We start from the raw sequence: 18,750 nt of genomic DNA, 5'->3' as shown, positions 1-18,750 counted from the left end.
GCATCGCGCATTCGACACGGCATACGGTGTTCGCCGGTGTGGTCGGTTATAATCCTTGCCCATTCCACGCCTGCTGGTGCCCATTTTCGCCCATTTGAAGTACGAGAGTCCCGTCCATGTCCAGTAATCACGATCTGTTTGAACACGCCCAGAAACACATTCCGGGCGGCGTCAATTCGCCGGTGCGTGCCTTCCGCTCGGTGGGCGGTGATCCCGTCTTCGTGAAGCGGGCCCAGGGCGCCTATTTCTGGGACGAGAACGATCAGCGTTATATCGATTATGTCGGATCCTGGGGTCCGATGATCCTGGGGCATGCCCATCCGGAGGTGATCGAGGCGGTACGATCGGCGGCGTTGAACGGCCTCTCCTACGGGGCGCCGACCGTCGCGGAAACCCACATGGCGGATCTGATCTGCGCGATGGTGCCTTCCATGGAGATGGTGCGCCTGACCTCGTCGGGGACCGAGGCGACCATGAGTGCGATCCGTCTGGCGCGGGGTTACACCGGGCGCGACCGGATCGTGAAATTCGAGGGCAATTACCACGGCCATTCGGATTCGCTACTGGTCAAGGCCGGTTCGGGGGCTCTGACGCTCGGCATGCCGAGTTCGCCGGGCGTGCCGAAGGCGTTGGCCGAATTGACCATCACGCTACCGTACAACGACATCGAGCAGGTGCGCGCGACGTTCGCCGAGGTGGGGCAGGAGATCGCGGCAATCATCGTCGAGCCGGTGGCCGGGAACATGAACTGCATTCCGCCGGTGCCGGGGTTCCTCGAAGGACTGCGGGCCGTCTGCGACGAGTACGGTGCGGTGCTGATCATCGACGAGGTCATGACAGGCTTCCGCGTGGCGATGGGTGGCGCCCAGGCGCTGTATGGCATCACGCCGGATCTGACGACGCTGGGCAAGATCATCGGCGGCGGCATGCCGGTGGGCGCCTTCGGCGGCAAGCGCGAGATCATGGCGCACATCTCCCCACTGGGGCCGGTGTATCAGGCAGGCACGCTGTCCGGCAATCCGGTCGCCATGGCGGCGGGCCTCGCCACCCTGCGCCTGTTGCAGGCGCCGGGTTTCTACGAAACGCTCACCGAGCGGACGACACGCCTCTGCACCGGTCTCAACCAGGCCGCCCAGGCCGCCGGCGTCCCGCTGATCACCCAGCAGGTCGGCGGCATGTTCGGGATCTTCTTCACCGAACAGTCTGCCGTCACCTCGTATGAGGCGGCCACGCAATGCGATACGCAGGCGTTCAACCGCTTCTTCCATGGCATGTTGGCCGCGGGCGTGTATCTGGCACCTTCGGCCTATGAGGCCGGTTTCGTCTCGATGGCGCATCAGGATGCCGATATCGACGAAACCATCGCGCAGGCCGAGCGGGTACTGCGCGCTCTTTAACCAGTGATTTCGGGAAATCTTCTATGTGCGGCATTGTAGCGGCCATTGCGCAACGACCGGTCTGGCCGATTCTGCTTGAGGGCCTGCGTCGATTGGAATATCGCGGTTACGATTCGGCCGGTCTGGCCGTGTTGCGGAACCCGTCCGAACTGGCCTGCGTCCGTGCCGTCGGCAAGGTGGACGCCCTGGCCGAGCGGATCGGGGCGGATGGTCTGCCCGGGCTGTCTGGCGTGGCGCACACCCGCTGGGCGACCCATGGGGTGCCGGCGGAGCGTAACGCGCACCCGCACATCGCCAGCGATCGGGTGGCCGTCGTGCATAACGGCATCATCGAGAATCATGCCGAACTGCGCGCCGAGTTGCAGGCGCAGGGTCGGACATTTTCCTCGGATACGGATACCGAAGTAATTGCGCATATGCTCGATGTCCAATTGGCGCAGGGCATCTCGCCGACGGCGGCCTTCCATGCGACGCTCGATCGCCTGCATGGCGCTTTTGCGCTGGCGATCCTCATGACCGATGCCCCGGATCACCTGTTCGTGGCGCGGCAGGGCAGCCCGCTCGTCATCGGCGTCGGCATCGGCGAGTTGTTTGCCGCCTCGGATGCCCTGGCACTACTGCCGGTAACCCAGCGATTCATCTATCTGGCCGAGGGGGATCGGGCGATCCTCACTCGCGACCATTGGACGATCATCGACCGGCAGGGTGCGGCTGTCGAGCGACCGGTTCACGAGTCCACTCAGCGCGCCGACAGCGCCGATCGCGGGGGCTTCAAGCATTTCATGCTGAAGGAAATCCATGAACAGCCCCGCGCCATCGCCGATACCCTGGAAGGGCGTATCAGCGAGGGCCGGGTGTTACCGGCTGCGTTTGGCGTCACCGCCGAGGCGCGCTTCGCCGATGTGGCGCGGATCCAGATCGTCGCCTGCGGCACCAGCTATCATGCCGGCATGGTGGCCCGTTACTGGTTCGAGGATATCCTCGGTCTGCCGACGTCCGTCGAAGTCTCTTCCGAGTTCCATTACCGCAATCCGGTCGTTAGCCGGGACACGCTGCTGGTGATGCTCTCCCAGTCGGGGGAGACGGCCGATACCCTGGCAGCCTTGCGCATGGTGCGGAGCCGTCATCCGGACGTCCCTGTCCTGGCAATCTGCAATGCGCCCGAATCGTCGCTGGTCCGGGAATCCGATCTCGTGCTGATGACCCACGCGGGACCGGAGATTTCGGTGGCGTCCACCAAGGCCTTTTCCACCCAGCTCGTGTCGCTGGCCTTGCTGCTGCTGGCCATGGGGCGCGTTCAGGGAACGCTTTCCGAGGAAATCGAGCGGCGCATCGTGGCCGGACTGGAGAAGATCCCGGCTCTGGCCCAGGCGGCCCTGACCCACGACTCCGCGATCCTCGCGTTGGCGGAACGGCTGGTGGACAAGCAGCATGCTCTGTTCCTGGGGCGGGGCGTCATGTTCCCGATTGCCCTGGAGGGTGCCCTGAAGCTCAAGGAAATCAGCTATATCCATGCCGAGGGCTATCCGGCCGGTGAACTGAAGCACGGCCCCTTGGCCCTGATCGACGAGAACATGCCGGTGATTACCATCGCGCCACAGAACGATCTGCTGGAGAAGCTCAAGTCGAACATGGCCGAGGTGGCCGCGCGTGGTGCGGAACTGTTCGTGTTCGCCGACGAGCGGACGGCGCTCGCGAGCGAGGAACGCCTGCACGTGTTGCCGGTCACGTCGCATGTCGGTCGCATCTCCGCGCCGATCATCTTCAATATCCCCCTGCAGTTGCTGGCCTATCACGTCGCGGTTCTGAAGGGGACCGACGTGGATCAGCCGCGCAACCTTGCCAAATCCGTAACCGTCGAATGAGTGGCCGTTGAATGAGTGACCGTCGTTCCTTTTCCGTACCGGCCGATGCGCCTCATGATCTGTCCCCGCCCGAGGAGGATGTCGGCGAGATCAGCAAGTCCGAGCGCAAGCGCGAAGCGCACGCCGCCCGCGACCTCGGCGAACGCCTGGCCGAACTCGAACCGGCGCAGCTGGCGAATTTCCCTTTGTCCGACGCCTTGATGGCGGCATTGAAGGAAGCCCGGAGCATTACCGCCCACGGCGCGCGAAAGCGGCATTTCCAGTACATCGGCAAACTCATGCGTCAACATGAGGTAGACGAGATCGAGCGGCAACTGGCATTGGTCGACCCCGACGCACCACACAACGTCCGCCTGATGCACGAGAGCGAGCAGTGGCGAACCCGTTTGCTCGAGTCGGGCCCCGATGCCGTGACCGCCTTCGTTGCGGCCAATCCCGGTACGGATGTGCAGGCCTTGCGGCAGCTGCTTCGGCAGGTGGCCAAGGAGCAGGCCGAGCAGAAGCCGCCCCGCTATTACCGAGAACTGTACCGCTTCGTCCGCGACGTGCTGGCCCATTCGTCCGAGACCGACTGATTCATCGAACCACCCACGAATTCACAGGTTATTTCACAGGTTATTTCACAGGTTATTTCACAGGCTTTTCAGGACTGACTCATCATGAAGATCACGATTTTCGGTACCGGCTACGTCGGGCTTGTCACGGGGGCTTGTCTGGCGGAAGTCGGGCACAACGTCCTGTGCGTGGATGTCGACCAGGGCAAGGTTGAGCGCCTCAAGCAAGGGATCATCCCGATCTACGAACCGGGGCTCGAACCTATTGTGCGAGAGAATCATGCGAGCGGCCGGCTGGCATTCACGACCGATGCGGCCGAAGGCGTCGCGTTCGGTGACATTCAGTTCATCGCGGTGGGCACGCCGCCGGATGAGGATGGTTCGGCGGATCTGCAGTACGTCCGTGCCGTCGCCCGTTCCATCGGCGCCCACATGACCACGTCCAAGGTCGTGGTGAACAAGTCCACCGTGCCCGTCGGCACGGGCGATCAGGTGCGGGCGGAGGTCCAGGGGCAGTTGGACCAGCGTGGGTTGTCGCTGACTTTCGACGTCGTGTCCAATCCTGAGTTCCTGAAGGAAGGCGCGGCCGTCAACGATTTCATGAAACCGGATCGCATCATCGTGGGGACGACCGACCCCCATAGCGAGCGGCTGATGCGCGAGCTCTATGCGCCGTTCAATCGGAACCACGACCGGATGCTCGTCATGGATCTGCGTTCCGCCGAACTGACCAAATACGCGGCCAATGCCATGCTGGCCACCAAGATCAGCTTCATGAACGAACTCGCGAACCTGGCCGAGCGGCTCGGCGCGGACATCGAACAGGTACGGATCGGCATCGGTTCCGATCCACGGATCGGTTATCACTTCATCTATCCCGGCTGCGGGTACGGCGGTTCGTGCTTCCCGAAGGACGTGCAGGCTTTGCACCGCACGGCGCGAGAAGTCGGCTACGAGGCCACGCTGCTCGATGCCGTGGAGGCGGTGAACAACCGCCAGAAATCCCGACTGATCGACCTGATCCAGCGGCATTACGGCGGGGCGGCGGCCTTGGCCGGCAAGACGTTTGCCTTGTGGGGGCTGGCCTTCAAACCGAATACGGATGACATGCGCGCGGCACCGTCGCGGGTCGTGATGGAAGCGCTGTGGGCAGCCGGTGCGCGGGTGCAGGCTTTCGACCCTGAGGCGATGGAAGAGACGCAGCGCATCTACGGTCAGCGTGACGACCTGATGCTATGCGGAACGCGCGATGCGGCGCTGAAAGGGGCAGATGCCCTGATCGTATGCACGGAGTGGAAGTCGTTCCGCGCGCCGGATTTTGCCCTGATGGCCGAATCCCTGCGAGAGAAAACGATTTTCGATGGCCGCAACGTCTACGATCCGCAGCGGCTAGCGGAACAGGGTTGGCGGTATTACGGCATCGGTCGGGGATTGAGTGTGGATCGTCCGTAGCAACACGGTCGTCGTGGCGGCGGCCTAGGCGAGTCCCTTGATCCGGCCGGCACTGAGGGGGCAGTTCAGCCAGTTCGGCCTGTAGCTGGAATCAGAAGATGTCGTCGATTTCGCGTTTGATCCGCTGTTGTTCCAGCAGCGCTTCGAGGCGGCGGCGGGAGTCCTTCGAATCCGCCGGTTTGGTCTTGTCCGTCGCATTGGGCGCGATGGCGTCGCCAACATTGTCGTCGTTATCCTCTTCTTCCCAATGTTCGTCGAGTTCGTTCAGATCGTCGTCATTGCTCATTTCAGCATCTCCGCAAATGAAAATTTTGCAGCCTTATACCGTGTTTTTCAGCAACTGAAAAGAGCAACGTGTGTGCCCGCTCATTCATCGTGTGCGGGATGCGCTCGTGGGGATCGAGCGCGGGTGAGTCTCAGTCGTTCGTATCGATCAGACGGTGCTGGCGGAGTTTCTTGCGCAGGGTGCTGCGGTTGATGCCAAGACACTCGGCCGCCTTGGATTGGTTTTGCCCGCAGCGCAGCATGGCCGTTTCCAGCAAGGGGCGCTCGATTTGCGAGATCACGAGATCGTAGAGGTTGTTGGGTTGATCGCCTTCCAGGGTTTCCCATAGCGCTTCCAATGCAGCACGGACGGCGTGTTGGACGGGATTGTCGCAGGCGGGTTCTGCCGATTCGGCTGTGCCGGCCGGAGCGCTTTCATCCTGCTCCGACTCGGCGGTAAGCCAGTATCGGTGGCCATTGGTATAGCCATTGGTATATGAGGGCGGTTGATCGGCGAGGGCGTGTTCAGCTGTCATATTTTTTCTAATCAGGCTGGTTGGGAACAAGACGAATCGGCCGCTTTGGCTGCCTGGCGGGTCAGCCATTGACGTTGCAGGTCGGGATGATCGAGCTCGTTGAACACCGCACGTTCCTTGTCGTCAATGTGAAGGGGCTCAGCATACCAGCCTAGATGCTTTCGGGTAATTCGAATTCCTAATGATGCCCCATAGTGTTCATAGATATTTTCGAATTGCTTCTGCACGATTTCGAATCGCTCGGTTAGATCGGGGGGGGAATAGGGCCGATGCTCGATGAGTTCGGCCCGTAAGGCCGCGAATAGCCAGGGTTGTCCGAACGCCCCGCGGCCGATCATGATGCCGGCTGCACCCGTCTGAGACAGAACGACACGCGCCTTTTCCGGCGAGGTGATGTCTCCATTGGCCAGTACGGGAATCGATACCGCATCGACGACGGCGGCGATGGTGTCGTATTCGGCTTCGCCTTCGTAACGATCGGCGCGGGTCCGGCCATGGATGCTCAGCATCGAAAGCCCGGCCTGTTCGGCGATGCGTGCGATGGCTACGGCATTGCGCCGATTACGGTCCGGTCCGGTGCGCATTTTCAAACTCACCGGGCAGTCGACGGCCGCCACCAGGGCGTCCAGCAGCCGGGCCACGGTATCGGGTTCGGCCATCAGCGCGGAACCGGCGGCCTTCTTGCACACCTTCTTGGCAGGGCACCCGAGATTCAGATCGATCATCTGGGCACCTTGCGCCACTGCGTCCCGCGCAGCGGCCGCAAGATCGTCGGGTTCGTTGCCGAGCAACTGGACGGCGCGCGGTTCCGGATCGCGCGCGTCGATCTGCCGCAGGCGACTCTTGGCCGTATCTCTCAGTTCGGGTTTGGCGCTCACCATCTCGGTGATCACGAGGCCCGCGCCCATTTGCCGACAGAGCTGTCGGAACGGCCGATCGGACACGCCAGCCATCGGGGCGAGGGCAATGGGTGGGTCGATGATCACCGGCGTACCCTTGCGTCCGGTCAGGGTGATGGGCGTCAGATTCTGGATGGAAGACTCAGCCATGAAGCCAGTGCGGCAGTCCGGTGGCGATGGCGGGGAAGGCCGCGATCAGGGCAATCACGAGCAGCTGGATGGCAATGAAGGGCAGGACGCCCCGGTACATGTCGGTGGTCTGTACTTCTGCGGGCGCCACGCCGCGCAGGTAGAACAGGGTGAAACCGAACGGCGGCGTCAGGAAGCTCGTTTGCAGGTTGAGCGCGAACAGGATGCCCAGCCAGACGGGGTCGATACCGAGCATGAGCAGGGCCGGAGCCACGATCGGCACCACGACGAACGTGATTTCGATGAAGTCGAGAATGAACCCGAGCAGGAACATGACGAGCATCACGATCGCCAGCGCGGTCAATTCGCCGCCCGGCAGGCCGGTGAGCAAGGCGGAGATGGTGCTGTCGCCACCGAATCCGCGGAAGACCAGGGAGAAGATCGAGGCACCGATGAAGATCATGAAGACCATGGCGGTGACGCGCAGGGTGGCGCGGGCCGATTCGAACAGGAGCGCCCAGGTCATGCGCCGCTTGGCCAGCGTGAGGAGCAGCGCGCCGACGGCACCGACGGCGGCCGCTTCGGTGGGCGAGGCGATGCCGGTCATGATGGAGCCGAGCACGGCCACGATCAGCCCCAGTGCCGGAAGCAGGGCGGCGAGCAGACGCCCCCAGTGCGGACGTTCGCGAACCTCGGCGGCGCTGAGTCCCGGCACGCGATCCGGATGCCGCAGGGCCAGATAGAGCGTGTAGAGCAGATAGGCGGCAACCAGCAGCAGGCCGGGCACCAGGGCACCCATGAACAGATCGCCGACGCTCACGGTCTTCGGCGCGAAGATGCCCTGCTGGAGCTGCGCCTGGGTGTAGGCGGCGCTCAGCTGATCGCCCAGCAGGACGAGGATCAGGGACGGGGGGATGATCTGGCCGAGGGTCCCGGAGGCGCAGACCGTGCCGGTGGCGTAGCGGACGTCGTAGCCGCGCTTGATCATCGCCGGCAGGGCGATCAGGCCGAGTGTGACGACGGTGGCACCGACGATGCCGGTGCTGGCGGCGAGAATCGCACCCACCACGATCACCGAGAAGCCCAGGCCGCCGGGTTTCGCGCCGAACAGTGCAGTCATGTTCTCCAGCAGTTCCTCGGCTACCTTGGCCTTTTCCAGCAGCACGCCCATCAGGACGAACAGCGGCACCGCCACCAGCAGCGGGTTGTTGATGATGCCGAACACACGGTTCGGAATGGCCGGGAGCAGGCTGGCATCGAACTGGCCCAGGGCCGAACCGATGGCCGCGAAGATCAGCGCGACGCCGGCGAGGGTGAAGGCCACGGGGTAGCCGAGCATCAGTGCGCCGAATACGGCAAGCACCATGAGCACAAGCAGGAAGGTCATGATTACACGCCCTCCCGTGCATCGGTGTGCTCCGGCGCGTCGGGCCGATGGTTGCGCAGGGTTTCGACGGCGCGCAGGGCTTCGACGAGCCCCTGAATCATGAGCAGGATGGGCATGACGATCAGCAGGGTTTTCAGCAGGTACAGGTAGGGGATGCCGCCGGGCTCCATGGAGCCTTCGTGGATCGCCCAGCTGGACGAGACATAGTTGAGACTCATGATCAGCAGGAACAGGCTGACCGGGAACAGCAGGAACACAGTGCCGAACAGCTCGCGCCAGGCCGCGCCACGGGGACTGAAGCGGCGCGACAGGACATCCACGCGGACATGGCCGTCATGGCGCAGGGTGTAGCCCATGCCGAGCATGAACAGCAGTCCGTGGCCGTAGATCACCGATTCGGACAGCCACTGGTTGCTGGTATGGAATCCGTAGCGCAGGGCGACGACGGCGAAGACGATCGCGGCGAGCGCGAGTGCCAGGAAGGCCGCGGCCCGGCCGATGTATTCGTTGATGGGGTCGAGAATGCGAATCAGGGTCTGTATCGGGTTCATGCGGCGATCCAACGCTGGGTGGCGGTCGGGTCCTGCCGGTGGTGCAGGAGCAGGGTGCGGAATTCCGCGGGGTCCTTGCTGAAGGTGAGCTCGCCCGCGCGGGGGAAGCAGAGGTCTTTCATCCGCGAGAGCCAGAAGCGCAGGGCGGCGGCCCGGAACAGCAATGGCAGTGCTTCCGTTTCATCGGGATTGAGGGGACGGACGGCGAGGTAGCCCTGCATCATCGCGTGCGCTCGTGCTTCGTCCAGGCCATGGTCGTCCGAGCGGCACCAGTCGTTGATGGCGACGGCCAGGTCGTAGGCAAATGCGTCGTTACAGGCGTAATAGAGGTCGATGATGCCGGTCAGCCGCTCGTCCGAGAACAGCACGTTGTCGCGGAAGAGATCGCCGTGGATCGCGCCTTGCGGCAGGTGGGTCCGTGGATGGCGAACCTGCAGGGCCAGTTCTTCGTCGAGAAGTGCGCGATCCGCCGCATTCAGGTGGTCGGCCAGGACCATCTGCATCTCCTGGGCCCAGGGCAAGGCGCGATCCGGGGTGCGGAATTCCGGGAATGCCCCGCTGGCCCGATGGAAGCCGGCCAGGACTTCACCGACGGTGCGGCAGGCCCGGGCACTCGGTCGCTCAATCGCCCGACCGGACAGTCGCTTGACCAGGGCGGCGGGTTTGCCGTTCAGCGTACTCAGGAACGAGCCGTCCCGGGTGGGCAGCGGGTGGGCGGTTGGTACGTCGTGCTCGGCCAGAAAGGCCATCAGGTCGAGAAAGTAGCCCAGTTCGTCGGGTTGGTGGTGTTCGAACAGCGTCAGTACGAGGGTGTAGCGATCCGTGGTGACGAAATAATTGGTGTTCTCGATGCCCGCAGCGATGCCTTCGAAGGACTGGAGCGTGCCCGCGTCGAATTGCTGGAGGAATTCGGTGAGCTGATGTTCGTGAACCGTGGTGAATACCGACATGGCCGTTTGTTCCGATAGTGCGTGAGTCTTGAACGGTTTAGAGATCGAGCAGCTTCTGCTGCTCTTCGGCGGTCGCACCGACATCCCGATTGCGATAGAAATCGAAGATGGTGTCGATGACCGCCTGGGGCGTGTCGCAGACGGTCATCAGGTTCATGTCCGACGGACTGATGGCACCGGCCGTCAGGAGGGTGCTGCGGAACCAGGCCAGCAGACCGGACCAGAACTCCGAACCGACCAGGATGATGGGAATCCGCCGGGATTTGCCGGTCTGCACGAGGGTCAGGATTTCCGCCATTTCGTCCAGCGTGCCGAACCCGCCCGGCATGATGACGTAGGCCGAGGCATGTTTGACGAACATGACCTTGCGCGCGAAGAAGTGCTGGAAGTGCAGGGATACGTCCTGGTAGGGATTGTCGTGCGTTTCATGCGGCAGGCTGATGTTGAGACCGACGCTGGGGGCGCCGCCTTCCTTCGCGCCCTTGTTGGCCGCTTCCATGATGCCCGGCCCGCCACCGGAGATGACGGCAAATCCGCCATTGGAGAGCAATCGCGCGATTTCGACCGTCATCTGGTAATGGGGATGTTCGGGGGGGAAACGGGCGGAGCCGAAGATGGACACGGCCGGCTCGATGCTCGCCAGCGTCTCGTAGCCCTGAACGAACTCGGCCATGATCTGGAACACCTTCCAGGATTCGTGGCTCAGTCGCTCCCGCTTGTCGAGTCGCGAGGGATGGTTGGGAATGGTTGGGCTCATGGTGTCTGTGTACTGTTGGCCTGACTGGCGTTCTGGCATATCGTTGACGGGCCGACGAAATCGGCACCGGGACGGTGGCCTGAGTCCCTTCGATCCCCGTACGGGCGCGCAGGCTGTGGCATAGTACCGATCTTCAGACCAAATTTCGATGGTTAATCATGCCAGATCTGTTTGCTCCGTCCCGAATATCCGATCATAAACCGTTGATTCTGGTCGATGGGAGTTCCTTCCTGTTCCGGGCGTTTCATGCCTTGCCGCCGTTGACCGGTCCAGAGGGTTTTCCCACCGGTGCCATCCATGGCGTGATCAACATGCTGCAGAAACTGCGGCGTGAGGAAGCCCCGGCGCAGATGGCCGTGGTCTTCGATGCGCCGGGGCCCACCTTCCGCGACGATATCTATCCCGAGTACAAGGCCCATCGGCCGCCGTTGCCGGACGATCTTCGGGTGCAGATCGCGCCCCTGCACGAACTCGTCGAGGCGTTGGGTTATCCCCTGCTGTGCGTGCCCGGAGTGGAAGCCGACGACGTGCTCGGTACCCTCATGCGTGCCGCGCACGAAACGGGCATCCCCGTGCTGCTGGCGACGGCCGACAAGGATTTCGCCCAGCTGGTGACGCCGGGTGTCCGGCTGATGAACACCATGACGAACACGACCCTGGATGCGGCGGCGGTCGAAGCCAAATACGGCGTGACGGTCGCGCAATTCATCGATTACCTGGCGCTGGTCGGCGATACGGTGGACAACGTGCCCGGCGTCCCCGGCTGCGGGCCCAAGACGGCGGCCAAATGGCTCAATCAGTGGGGCAGTCTGGACGCCCTGATGGCGCATGCCGACGAGGTCAAGGGAAAGGTGGGCGAATCGTTGCGCGCGTCCCTGGCGTTCCTGCCGGTCGCCCGGGATCTGGTGACGATCCGCACGGACTGCGCGCTGGATATCGGCGAGGGTGACCTGAACCTGCGTGCGCCGGATGCCGACCGCGTTCGTGCGTTGGCCGAGCGGTACGGGCTGAATACGCTGCGCCGCCAGTTCTCCGAGGCCACGAAGGAAATGGCGGATGATCCGGAGGCAGGGGCTCGGTCCCCATCGGCGGAACCGGGGCAGGCCAGTCTGGATTTGCCCGAGGCGGACACGGCCTACGAGACGATTCTGACCCGGGATGCCTGGGATATCTGGCGCGAGAAATTGAGTGCCGCCCCCCTGGTGGCCTTCGATACGGAAACCGATTCCCTGGATCTGTTCCGTGCACGCATCGTGGGCGTTTCCTTTGCGGTCGCGCGCGGCGGGGCCGCCTACCTGCCTCTGGCGCACGACTACCCCGGTGTGCCCGAACAGCTGGACCGGGAGCGGGTGCTGGCGGAACTCAAACCCTGGCTCGAAGATGCCCGGCGTCCGAAGATCCTGCAGAATGCCAAATTCGACAGCCATGTGCTGGCCAACCACGGTATCACGCTGCGGGGTGTTGCCTTCGACACCATGCTGGAGTCGTATGTGCTGGATTCCACCGCATCCCGGCACGACATGGATTCCCTGGCCGCGAAATACCTCAGCCGTACGACGATCACCTTCGAGGAAGTCGCCGGGAAAGGGGCGAAGGCGCTGACATTCGACCAGATTCATCTCGAACAGGCAGCGCCCTACGCCGCCGAAGATGCGGACGTCACCTTTCAGCTGCATCAGACCCTCTGGCCGCGCCTCGAGCAGGGCGGCCGCCTGAAAACGGTTTATGAAGAGATCGAGTTGCCCCTGATTCCGGTGTTGTGCGCCATGGAGCGGGTCGGCGTGTTGGTGGATCGGCAGCAGTTGGCCGAGCAGGGTGCCGTGATCGGCGCCCGGATCGAGGCCATCGAACAGGAAGCCATCCAGGTGGCCGGTCGACCCTTCAATCTGGGATCGACCAAGCAGCTCAAGGAATTGCTGTTCGACGAACTCCAGTTGCCGGTGGTGAAGAAGACCCCGAAAGGCGAACCGTCCACCGATGAGGAGACTCTGTCGGAACTGGCGGACCGGCACCCGTTGCCCGCACTGATTCTCGATTACCGGGGGCTGACGAAACTGAAGAGCACCTACATCGATCGCCTGCCGGAGGAGATCCACCCCGACACCGGACGGGTGCACAGTGCCTTCCACCAGGCGGTGACGGCCACGGGGCGGTTATCTTCATCAAATCCGAACCTGCAGAACATTCCGATTCGCAGCGAGGAAGGGCGTCGGATCCGCCTGGCATTCGTGGCGGCGCCCGGCAAGACGCTGATCGCGGCGGACTATTCCCAAATCGAATTGCGCATCATGGCGCATCTGTCCGGCGATGAACGCCTCGTGGCCGCCTTTGCACGCGGCGAGGACATCCACCGTGCGACGGCGGCCGAGGTCTTCGGTCTCGAGGAGTCGGCGGTCAGCGACAACCAGCGGCGGGCCGCCAAGGCGATCAATTTCGGCCTGATCTACGGCATGTCGGCCTTCGGCCTCGCCAAGCAGCTCGACGTGGGGCGGGCCGAGGCGCAGGACTACATCGATCGCTACTTCGCCCGCTATCCCGGGGTGGCCGATTACATGGAACGGATGCGTCAGCTGGCGCGGCGGCAGGGCTATGTGGAAACTCTGTTCGGTCGTCGTCTCTACCTGCCCGAAATCCACAGCCGGAACGGTCAACGGCGCCAGTATGCGGAACGAACCGCGATCAACGCGCCGATGCAGGGCACGGCGGCCGACATCATCAAGCGCGCCATGATCCGACTGCACGCGTTGCTGGTGGAGACAGACAAGGCGGCCCTCATCCTGCAGGTGCACGACGAACTGGTCTTCGAAGTGCCGACGGATGCCGTTGATTCAGTCCGGGAAATCATTCGGCAGGAAATGAGTCAGGCGGCCGATCTGCATGTTCCTCTCGAAGTCGGGATCGGCATCGGGCACAGTTGGGCCGAGGCCCATTAAGCTGCAGCCGGTGCTCCCGGCAGATCAGTTCGACGGTTGGGGCTTGAGGGATTTGGTCGACATGATTTCCGGTACGGGATAGGTGGGCACCCGGTTGTTGATGAACATCCCTTCCCAGAAATCCTCGTTTTGCGGCGGCTCGAAAACGAAGCCCTGAACGTCCATACGAACGTCCAGCTTCTTCAGGAGCAGCAGTTGCTTCTCCTCCTCGACGCCTTCGATCACGACGTCGAACTCGAGCGACTGGGCCATGGCGAGGATGGAGCCCAGCAGTTTGTAGGATTCCCGGTTGCTGTAGATGTTGTCGACGAACTTCTTGTCGATCTTGATTTTGCTGATCGGCAGCGAGCTGAGGTAGGCCAGAGAGGAATACCCGGTGCCGAAGTCGTCGATCGCGATCGTGAAACCGCGCATGGCGAGCTGGTGCAGCTGGGTGGACATGAGACCCGGGTCGCTGCCGAAGCTGCTCTCGGTGATTTCAAGATTGATGGAAGACAGAGACAAACTTTCCTTACGCGCAATCGCATCCAGACGCTGATCGATCTTGTCGATCAGCAGGAGTCGTGGCGGGATGTTGATCGACAGCATGAATTGCTTGTCCGTCTGGCGTTGCCATTCGCGAATCCGCTTGCAACCTTCAGTGAAGGCCCATTCGGTGAATTGGCTGATCAGGTCGTTTTCCTCGGCCAGCGGAATGAATTCGTTGGGCGAAATCCACTCGCCACCGTGTCGCCAGCGCATCAGTACTTCGAATCCCACGATCTCTCCGCTGGCCAGGGATACCTGGGGTTGGTAGACCAAACGGAGCTCCCGGTTGCCCAGGGCCTTTTCCAGGGCCTGCTGGAGCACGAATCGGCGACGGGCCTGACTGTGCGCCTGGGTGCCCCGCACGTAGAGCTGGTTCCCGCCCTGGCTCTTGGCCATATGCAGCGCGATGTCGTTGGTCTTGAGCAGATCCTCGATGTTGTCCGCGTCGTTCGGGAACAGGCTCATTCCGGCGCTGGCTTTCAACGTGATGTGGTAGCCGCCGATCTGGAGGGGCTGGCGGATGACCGTCAGCGCTTCCTGGGCCTTGTCAATCGTTTCTTTTTCCAGATTGTCGTCGTCCGATGGCGTGACGAAAAAGGCGAACTCGTCCCCCCCCACGCGAGCCAGGGCCGCATCGGCCGAGACGATTTCGCTGAGTCGTCGTCCGATTTCGCACAGGACGCGATCGCCGTCGCGGTGACCCAGGGCATCGTTGACGGCCTTGAAGTTGTCCAGACCCACGAGAATGAGTCCGAAGGTGTCGCCCGGTCTGCCGGCGATTCGCGCCTCGCCCTGCGAAGAGAAGTAGTGCCGGTTGTACAACCCGGTGACCACATCCTGCTGGGCGAGGAAGATCATCTCCGCCTCCCGGTTGCGGATTTCGGTATGGTCATTGAGCACCACGATCACATGACCACGCCCTTCGCGGGCTTCGCCCACGAGTTTGATCGAGATTTGCGCCGTGATCGGCGTGCTGCCGCTGTCTGGCTGGAACGCCACTTCACCCTGCCAGCGGCCGTGCTCGAGAACCTGCGTCCACAAGGGCTCGACAATCTGTTCGCTCCCCTTGAGAAGAAAGTGCAGCAACGGCTTGCTGCCCAGTTCCTTCTCGGTGGATTTCAGCAGGTCCAGGGCTGCCTGGTTGGCACGGATGACGTGCCCGGTCATGTCGGTCAGCAGAACGGCTTCCTGGACGTTGTCGAAGACCGATGCGGCCAGTGCCAGTTGTTTTTCCGCCTTGCGGCGGTTGAGCGTTTCCTGATCGTGTTTCTTCAGGATCGCCTTCAGTTGCTCGCGCGAATCGGAAAGCGTGATCAGGGTGGTCCGGAAGTGCTGCACGGCCCGTGCCAGGCGCCCGATCTGGTCATGCCGTTTCTGTTGGGGCAATGCGGCTGCGGCCTCGCCATCGATCAGCCGATCCGTGATGTCCGCCAGCTGCTTGAGTTGGTGATTGAAGTAGAGTAGGGCGGTAACCATCAGTCCGATCTGCAGGACGATGAACAGAATGAGCAGGGTGCGATATTGCTGGCTCAGGGTGGCGGTCGATCCGCGCAACAGGAGCATGGTGTCTTCCAGGTTGTTGTTCGCGGCCGTGATCAGTCCGCCGAAGTCGTCCACCATGATGCGGTTGCGTTCTACGCGCAGCTTGGTTTGCAGGTCGCGGACCTCTGCGGGTCCGGCCGCCGCCGCCTTGGCTGCCGCTTCGATCAGCAGTTGTGCCTGATGATCGATGCTGTCCGAGAGTTGCTTGATCTGGCCATAGGCGCTGCTGCGCAGATTGTCGAGGGCGACATCGGTGCGCACCGCGGCGGCCAGTTGTTGCAGGCTCACGACCTGTGCCCGGACATCGATGCGTTCACCCGGTCGTAATGAGGCGACGACCTGCTCGATGTCGGCGCTGGTCTGCGCGAATGCCTTACGCAGGGACTCGATGGTTTTGCTGGATTCCACGAAACCTGCGCTGGCGCGCTGAAAGGTCTGGTAATTGCTGTCGGCCAGGGTGTTGAGATAGAAGACGAGACCGACGCTCAGGGCAATCTGCAGGCCGAGAAACAGCAAGAACTGGATGGAGAGAGGAAGACTTCGCATAACCCGACATCCTTATGGCAAGTTTGAGATCCATTATGTTTGCGACCGGGCGTGTTCAATCCAGACAAGCCCCACTGACGATGGTCAAGAGTTTGGCTGAGACAGCGATTTGAGTCCAGCGCCGATTGCGTTGGCGCGTGCCAGACGTTGCAGGGGTTTGTAGGCTTCGCGCTGTCCCCGTCCCCAGACCACGTCCGGCCAGGTGGCATCGTGCTGGTGACGGGCGATGCAATGAATGTGCAGTTGTTCCACGCGGTTGCCGATGGTGGCCAGATTGATCCGATCCGGGGCATAAAGTTTCTGCAGAACCTGACTGACCTGGTGTATTTCTTCCAGTACGAGATGCTGCGTCTCCAGCGGGACGTCCAGCCATTGACCGAGATCCGGAATCCGCGGAATCAACAGGACCCAGGGGTAACGCTGATCGTCGAGCAGACGCACGCTGCACACGGGAAGTTGGCAGATGGGAATGCTGTCGGAAAGCAGTTGGGGGTGAAGGCGCCAGTGGGCGCTTGCCTCGGTCGTTTTTGATTGGCTCATGGCGTGCCTGCTGGGGGACGGGTGGGGGCTGTCGGGGCAGGGAGTTGCAGTTCCAGATCGACCCGACGGTTTTCGGCGCGTCCGGCGGGGGTGGTGTTCGACGCGATGGGACGCGTATCTGCGTAACCCACGGCGCTGAGTCGGTCCGGCTGAACGCCTTGGGCGATCAGCTGTTGTACCACTGAAGCGGCTCGGGCGGCGGAAAGTTCCCAGTTGGACGGATATTGTGTCGTATGGATAGGGCGATCATCCGTGTGGCCCTGAACGGATATGGGGTAGCTGCCGGATTTGAGCCGATCGGCCAGTCGGTCGATCAGCGATTGCCCGGATGGGGAAAGCGTGGCATCCCCCGAGGAGAACAGGATATTGTCCTTGACCCGCAGATTCACCCGACCCTTGACCACGGAAACGTCCACATCCTCGCCGAGTCCGGAGAACAGCTGTTGGGCCTGCTGGTCGGCGTCCGACGGACTGAGCGGCGATTCGCCCGGATGGGTTTCGGTGGGCGGGTGCGGTGTCGCTTCGAGCGCACTGGTGCCGGCCTTGCCGATCAGTGCGTTGCCCGACTGGGGAATGTTGCCCTGTGTCGGTGTTTCCCCGGGGGACGTCGCCGTCGTTGGCATGGGCCCGGTTTGCGGTGTTGGCGTCCGGTCGACCTTGGCCTGGGCTTCGACGGCACTGCCGCTGCTGCTGGGTACGGTGGCTGTAACGTCCTTGCTTTGATAGGCATAGGCTGCGAGCAGGACGAACAGCGTGAGCAACAGGGTCATCAGATCGACCATGGTCAGCAACCAATAGGATTGATCGTCCTCAATGATCTGGACATCCGCCTCCCAGCCTTCGTGCCAGGGGCGCGTAAACGTGGCGTTCTGGTTCGCCAGGGTGATTTCGGCCTGGATCTGCTGGCGGGTCAGTTCCGTGTCCGCCGAATCCTTGCTGGATTCCAGGGCGGGTTCGTGGGCCGTATTCATCGGGTGCGGATGCGGGATTTGCCGGAAGATGCGGTTTTCCTGCCGGCCCCGCCCGCGGCGGTTTCACGCAATTCGTCCTCGCTGTGGGCCAGGAAGGATTGCAGGGTTTCACGAATGAAGGCCGGGGAACGTTGTTGCTGCATCAGCATCACGCCTTCGACCATCATGTTCATCACGGTCACCCGTTGTTCGGTTCGCCGCTCCAGCTTCAGGGCGATGGGCTTGAAGACCATGTTGGCCAGCAGGATTCCGTAGAGGGTTGTGATGAGTGCGAGCGCCATGTTCTGGCCGATGGCGGCGAAGTGGGCGGCGTCCATGGCGTGCAGCATGTTGATCAGACCGAGGAGCGTGCCCAGCATGCCGAAGGCGGGTGCGAAAGTCGCCATGGTGCGGAATATCTGCGCTTCGGCGCGTTCCTGGGCACGCATGCGGCCAATTCGCCACTGGAGCAGCGTCAGGATGTCGTCGTTGGATGCACCGTCAAGGACCATCTGCGTGCCGGTACGCAGGAAGGGATTCTTGATGCGGCTCAGCTTTTCGTCGGCTCGGTTGATCTCGCCCTGGAACTTGAGCTTGGCGACTTCGACGAGTTCGGCGATGTCCCGTTCGGCATACAGTCGTTCGTTGCGCAGTACGATGGCGAAAATGCGGAAGACCCGAAGCACCTCGTTCAGCGGGTAGCTGATCAGGGTCGCGGCAATGGTGCCGCCGAGCACGAGAAAGAGGCTCGGCAGATTGAAGTAATCGGCGACATTGTTCGAGGACAGGAAGATGGCACCGACCACGATGCCAAAGCCGCTCAGGATGCCAATCAGGGTCGTGAGGTTCAAAAAGACTCCTTTTTCCAGGATTTTCGTGGCAAGGTCTGCGCTATTGCTTATCGGCAGATCTGACGATTCCTTGAGGGGCTGTTAGCCTGAGCGGCACCGGCGAATTGCCCCGGCTAGCC

Annotated in this window: 16 protein-coding genes; 5 read left to right on the top strand and 11 right to left on the bottom strand. The window is 62.4% G+C overall.

The annotated features are described in order from the left end of the window. The first annotated feature begins 116 nt into the window (after positions 1-116). The 4 genes from hemL to A9404_RS05845 all read left to right on the top strand — a co-directional run bounded on the left by hemL (position 117) and on the right by A9404_RS05845 (position 5,268). On the top strand, positions 117-1,397 hold the full coding sequence (hemL, locus tag A9404_RS05860; protein ID WP_066099328.1) for a glutamate-1-semialdehyde 2,1-aminomutase: 1,281 nt from the start codon (positions 117-119) through the stop codon (positions 1,395-1,397). Positions 1,398-1,420: 23 nt separating this feature from the next. Beyond that, positions 1,421-3,262 carry a glutamine--fructose-6-phosphate transaminase (isomerizing) gene (gene glmS, locus A9404_RS05855; RefSeq protein ID WP_066099327.1) on the top strand — a complete coding sequence of 614 codons (1,842 nt, stop codon included), beginning with the start codon at positions 1,421-1,423 and terminating at the stop codon, positions 3,260-3,262. Positions 3,263-3,273: 11 nt separating this feature from the next. Then, complete coding sequence (gene yjgA / locus A9404_RS05850) at positions 3,274-3,837, top strand: ribosome biogenesis factor YjgA (RefSeq protein WP_066099326.1); 564 nt, start codon at positions 3,274-3,276, stop codon at positions 3,835-3,837. 84 nt (positions 3,838-3,921) lie between these two features. Continuing rightward, positions 3,922-5,268 (top strand): UDP-glucose dehydrogenase family protein, encoded by a 1,347-nt coding sequence (locus A9404_RS05845; protein WP_066099325.1) that lies wholly within the window; start codon positions 3,922-3,924, stop codon positions 5,266-5,268. Between the two features lie 91 nt (positions 5,269-5,359). Here the strand turns inward: A9404_RS05845 and A9404_RS05840 are convergent, their stop codons facing one another. The 7 genes from A9404_RS05840 to A9404_RS05810 form a co-directional block, all read right to left on the bottom strand. Continuing rightward, on the bottom strand, positions 5,360-5,554 hold the full coding sequence (locus A9404_RS05840; RefSeq protein WP_066099324.1) for a PA3496 family putative envelope integrity protein: 195 nt from the start codon (positions 5,552-5,554) through the stop codon (positions 5,360-5,362). A 130-nt stretch (positions 5,555-5,684) separates the two neighbouring features. Next, a complete protein-coding gene (locus A9404_RS13150) occupies positions 5,685-6,068 on the bottom strand; it encodes a helix-turn-helix domain-containing protein (RefSeq protein ID WP_082922775.1) in 384 nt (127 codons plus the stop codon). An 11-nt stretch (positions 6,069-6,079) separates the two neighbouring features. Further along, the gene (gene dusB / locus A9404_RS05830) at positions 6,080-7,117 is read right to left on the bottom strand and encodes a tRNA dihydrouridine synthase DusB (RefSeq protein WP_066099323.1); all 1,038 of its coding nucleotides are present in this window, start codon (positions 7,115-7,117) and stop codon (positions 6,080-6,082) included. Continuing rightward, entirely contained in the window at positions 7,110-8,483 is a 1,374-nt protein-coding gene (locus tag A9404_RS05825; RefSeq protein WP_066099322.1) for a TRAP transporter large permease, read from the bottom strand. Before A9404_RS05825 ends, dusB begins: the two co-directional genes overlap by 8 nt. Positions 8,484-8,485: 2 nt before the next feature. Beyond that, a complete protein-coding gene (locus A9404_RS05820; protein ID WP_066099321.1) occupies positions 8,486-9,034 on the bottom strand; it encodes a TRAP transporter small permease subunit in 549 nt (182 codons plus the stop codon). After that, the gene (locus A9404_RS05815) at positions 9,031-9,984 is read right to left on the bottom strand and encodes a homoserine kinase (RefSeq protein ID WP_066099320.1); all 954 of its coding nucleotides are present in this window, start codon (positions 9,982-9,984) and stop codon (positions 9,031-9,033) included. Before A9404_RS05815 ends, A9404_RS05820 begins: the two co-directional genes overlap by 4 nt. A 37-nt stretch (positions 9,985-10,021) precedes the next feature. Then, the gene (locus tag A9404_RS05810; RefSeq protein WP_066102885.1) at positions 10,022-10,741 is read right to left on the bottom strand and encodes an LOG family protein; all 720 of its coding nucleotides are present in this window, start codon (positions 10,739-10,741) and stop codon (positions 10,022-10,024) included. Positions 10,742-10,899: 158 nt separating this feature from the next. On the opposite strand from A9404_RS05810, the gene polA reads away from it, so the two are divergent. Next, positions 10,900-13,674, top strand: a complete 2,775-nt coding sequence (gene polA / locus A9404_RS05805; RefSeq protein ID WP_231880956.1) for a DNA polymerase I — start codon at positions 10,900-10,902, stop codon at positions 13,672-13,674. Between the two features lie 24 nt (positions 13,675-13,698). Here the strand turns inward: polA and A9404_RS05800 are convergent, their stop codons facing one another. The 4 genes from A9404_RS05800 to A9404_RS05785 form a co-directional block, all read right to left on the bottom strand. Next, positions 13,699-16,290 carry an EAL domain-containing protein gene (locus A9404_RS05800; RefSeq protein WP_066099319.1) on the bottom strand — a complete coding sequence of 864 codons (2,592 nt, stop codon included), beginning with the start codon at positions 16,288-16,290 and terminating at the stop codon, positions 13,699-13,701. An 84-nt stretch (positions 16,291-16,374) separates the two neighbouring features. Further along, positions 16,375-16,830: an HIT family protein gene (locus A9404_RS05795; RefSeq protein ID WP_066099318.1), complete on the bottom strand. Its 456-nt coding sequence runs from the start codon at positions 16,828-16,830 to the stop codon at positions 16,375-16,377. Continuing rightward, on the bottom strand, positions 16,827-17,801 hold the full coding sequence (locus tag A9404_RS05790) for an OmpA/MotB family protein (RefSeq protein WP_066099317.1): 975 nt from the start codon (positions 17,799-17,801) through the stop codon (positions 16,827-16,829). The genes A9404_RS05795 and A9404_RS05790 overlap by 4 nt, the downstream gene beginning before the upstream one ends. After that, entirely contained in the window at positions 17,798-18,631 is an 834-nt protein-coding gene (locus tag A9404_RS05785) for a motility protein A (RefSeq protein ID WP_066099316.1), read from the bottom strand. Before A9404_RS05785 ends, A9404_RS05790 begins: the two co-directional genes overlap by 4 nt. Positions 18,632-18,750: the final 119 nt, after the last annotated feature.

The organism is Halothiobacillus diazotrophicus, from assembly GCF_001663815.1.
Lineage (GTDB): Bacteria > Pseudomonadota > Gammaproteobacteria > Halothiobacillales > Halothiobacillaceae > Halothiobacillus > Halothiobacillus diazotrophicus.
The sequence above is the reverse complement of the archived record's forward strand: the minus strand, read 5'-3'. Positions and strand labels throughout refer to the sequence as shown.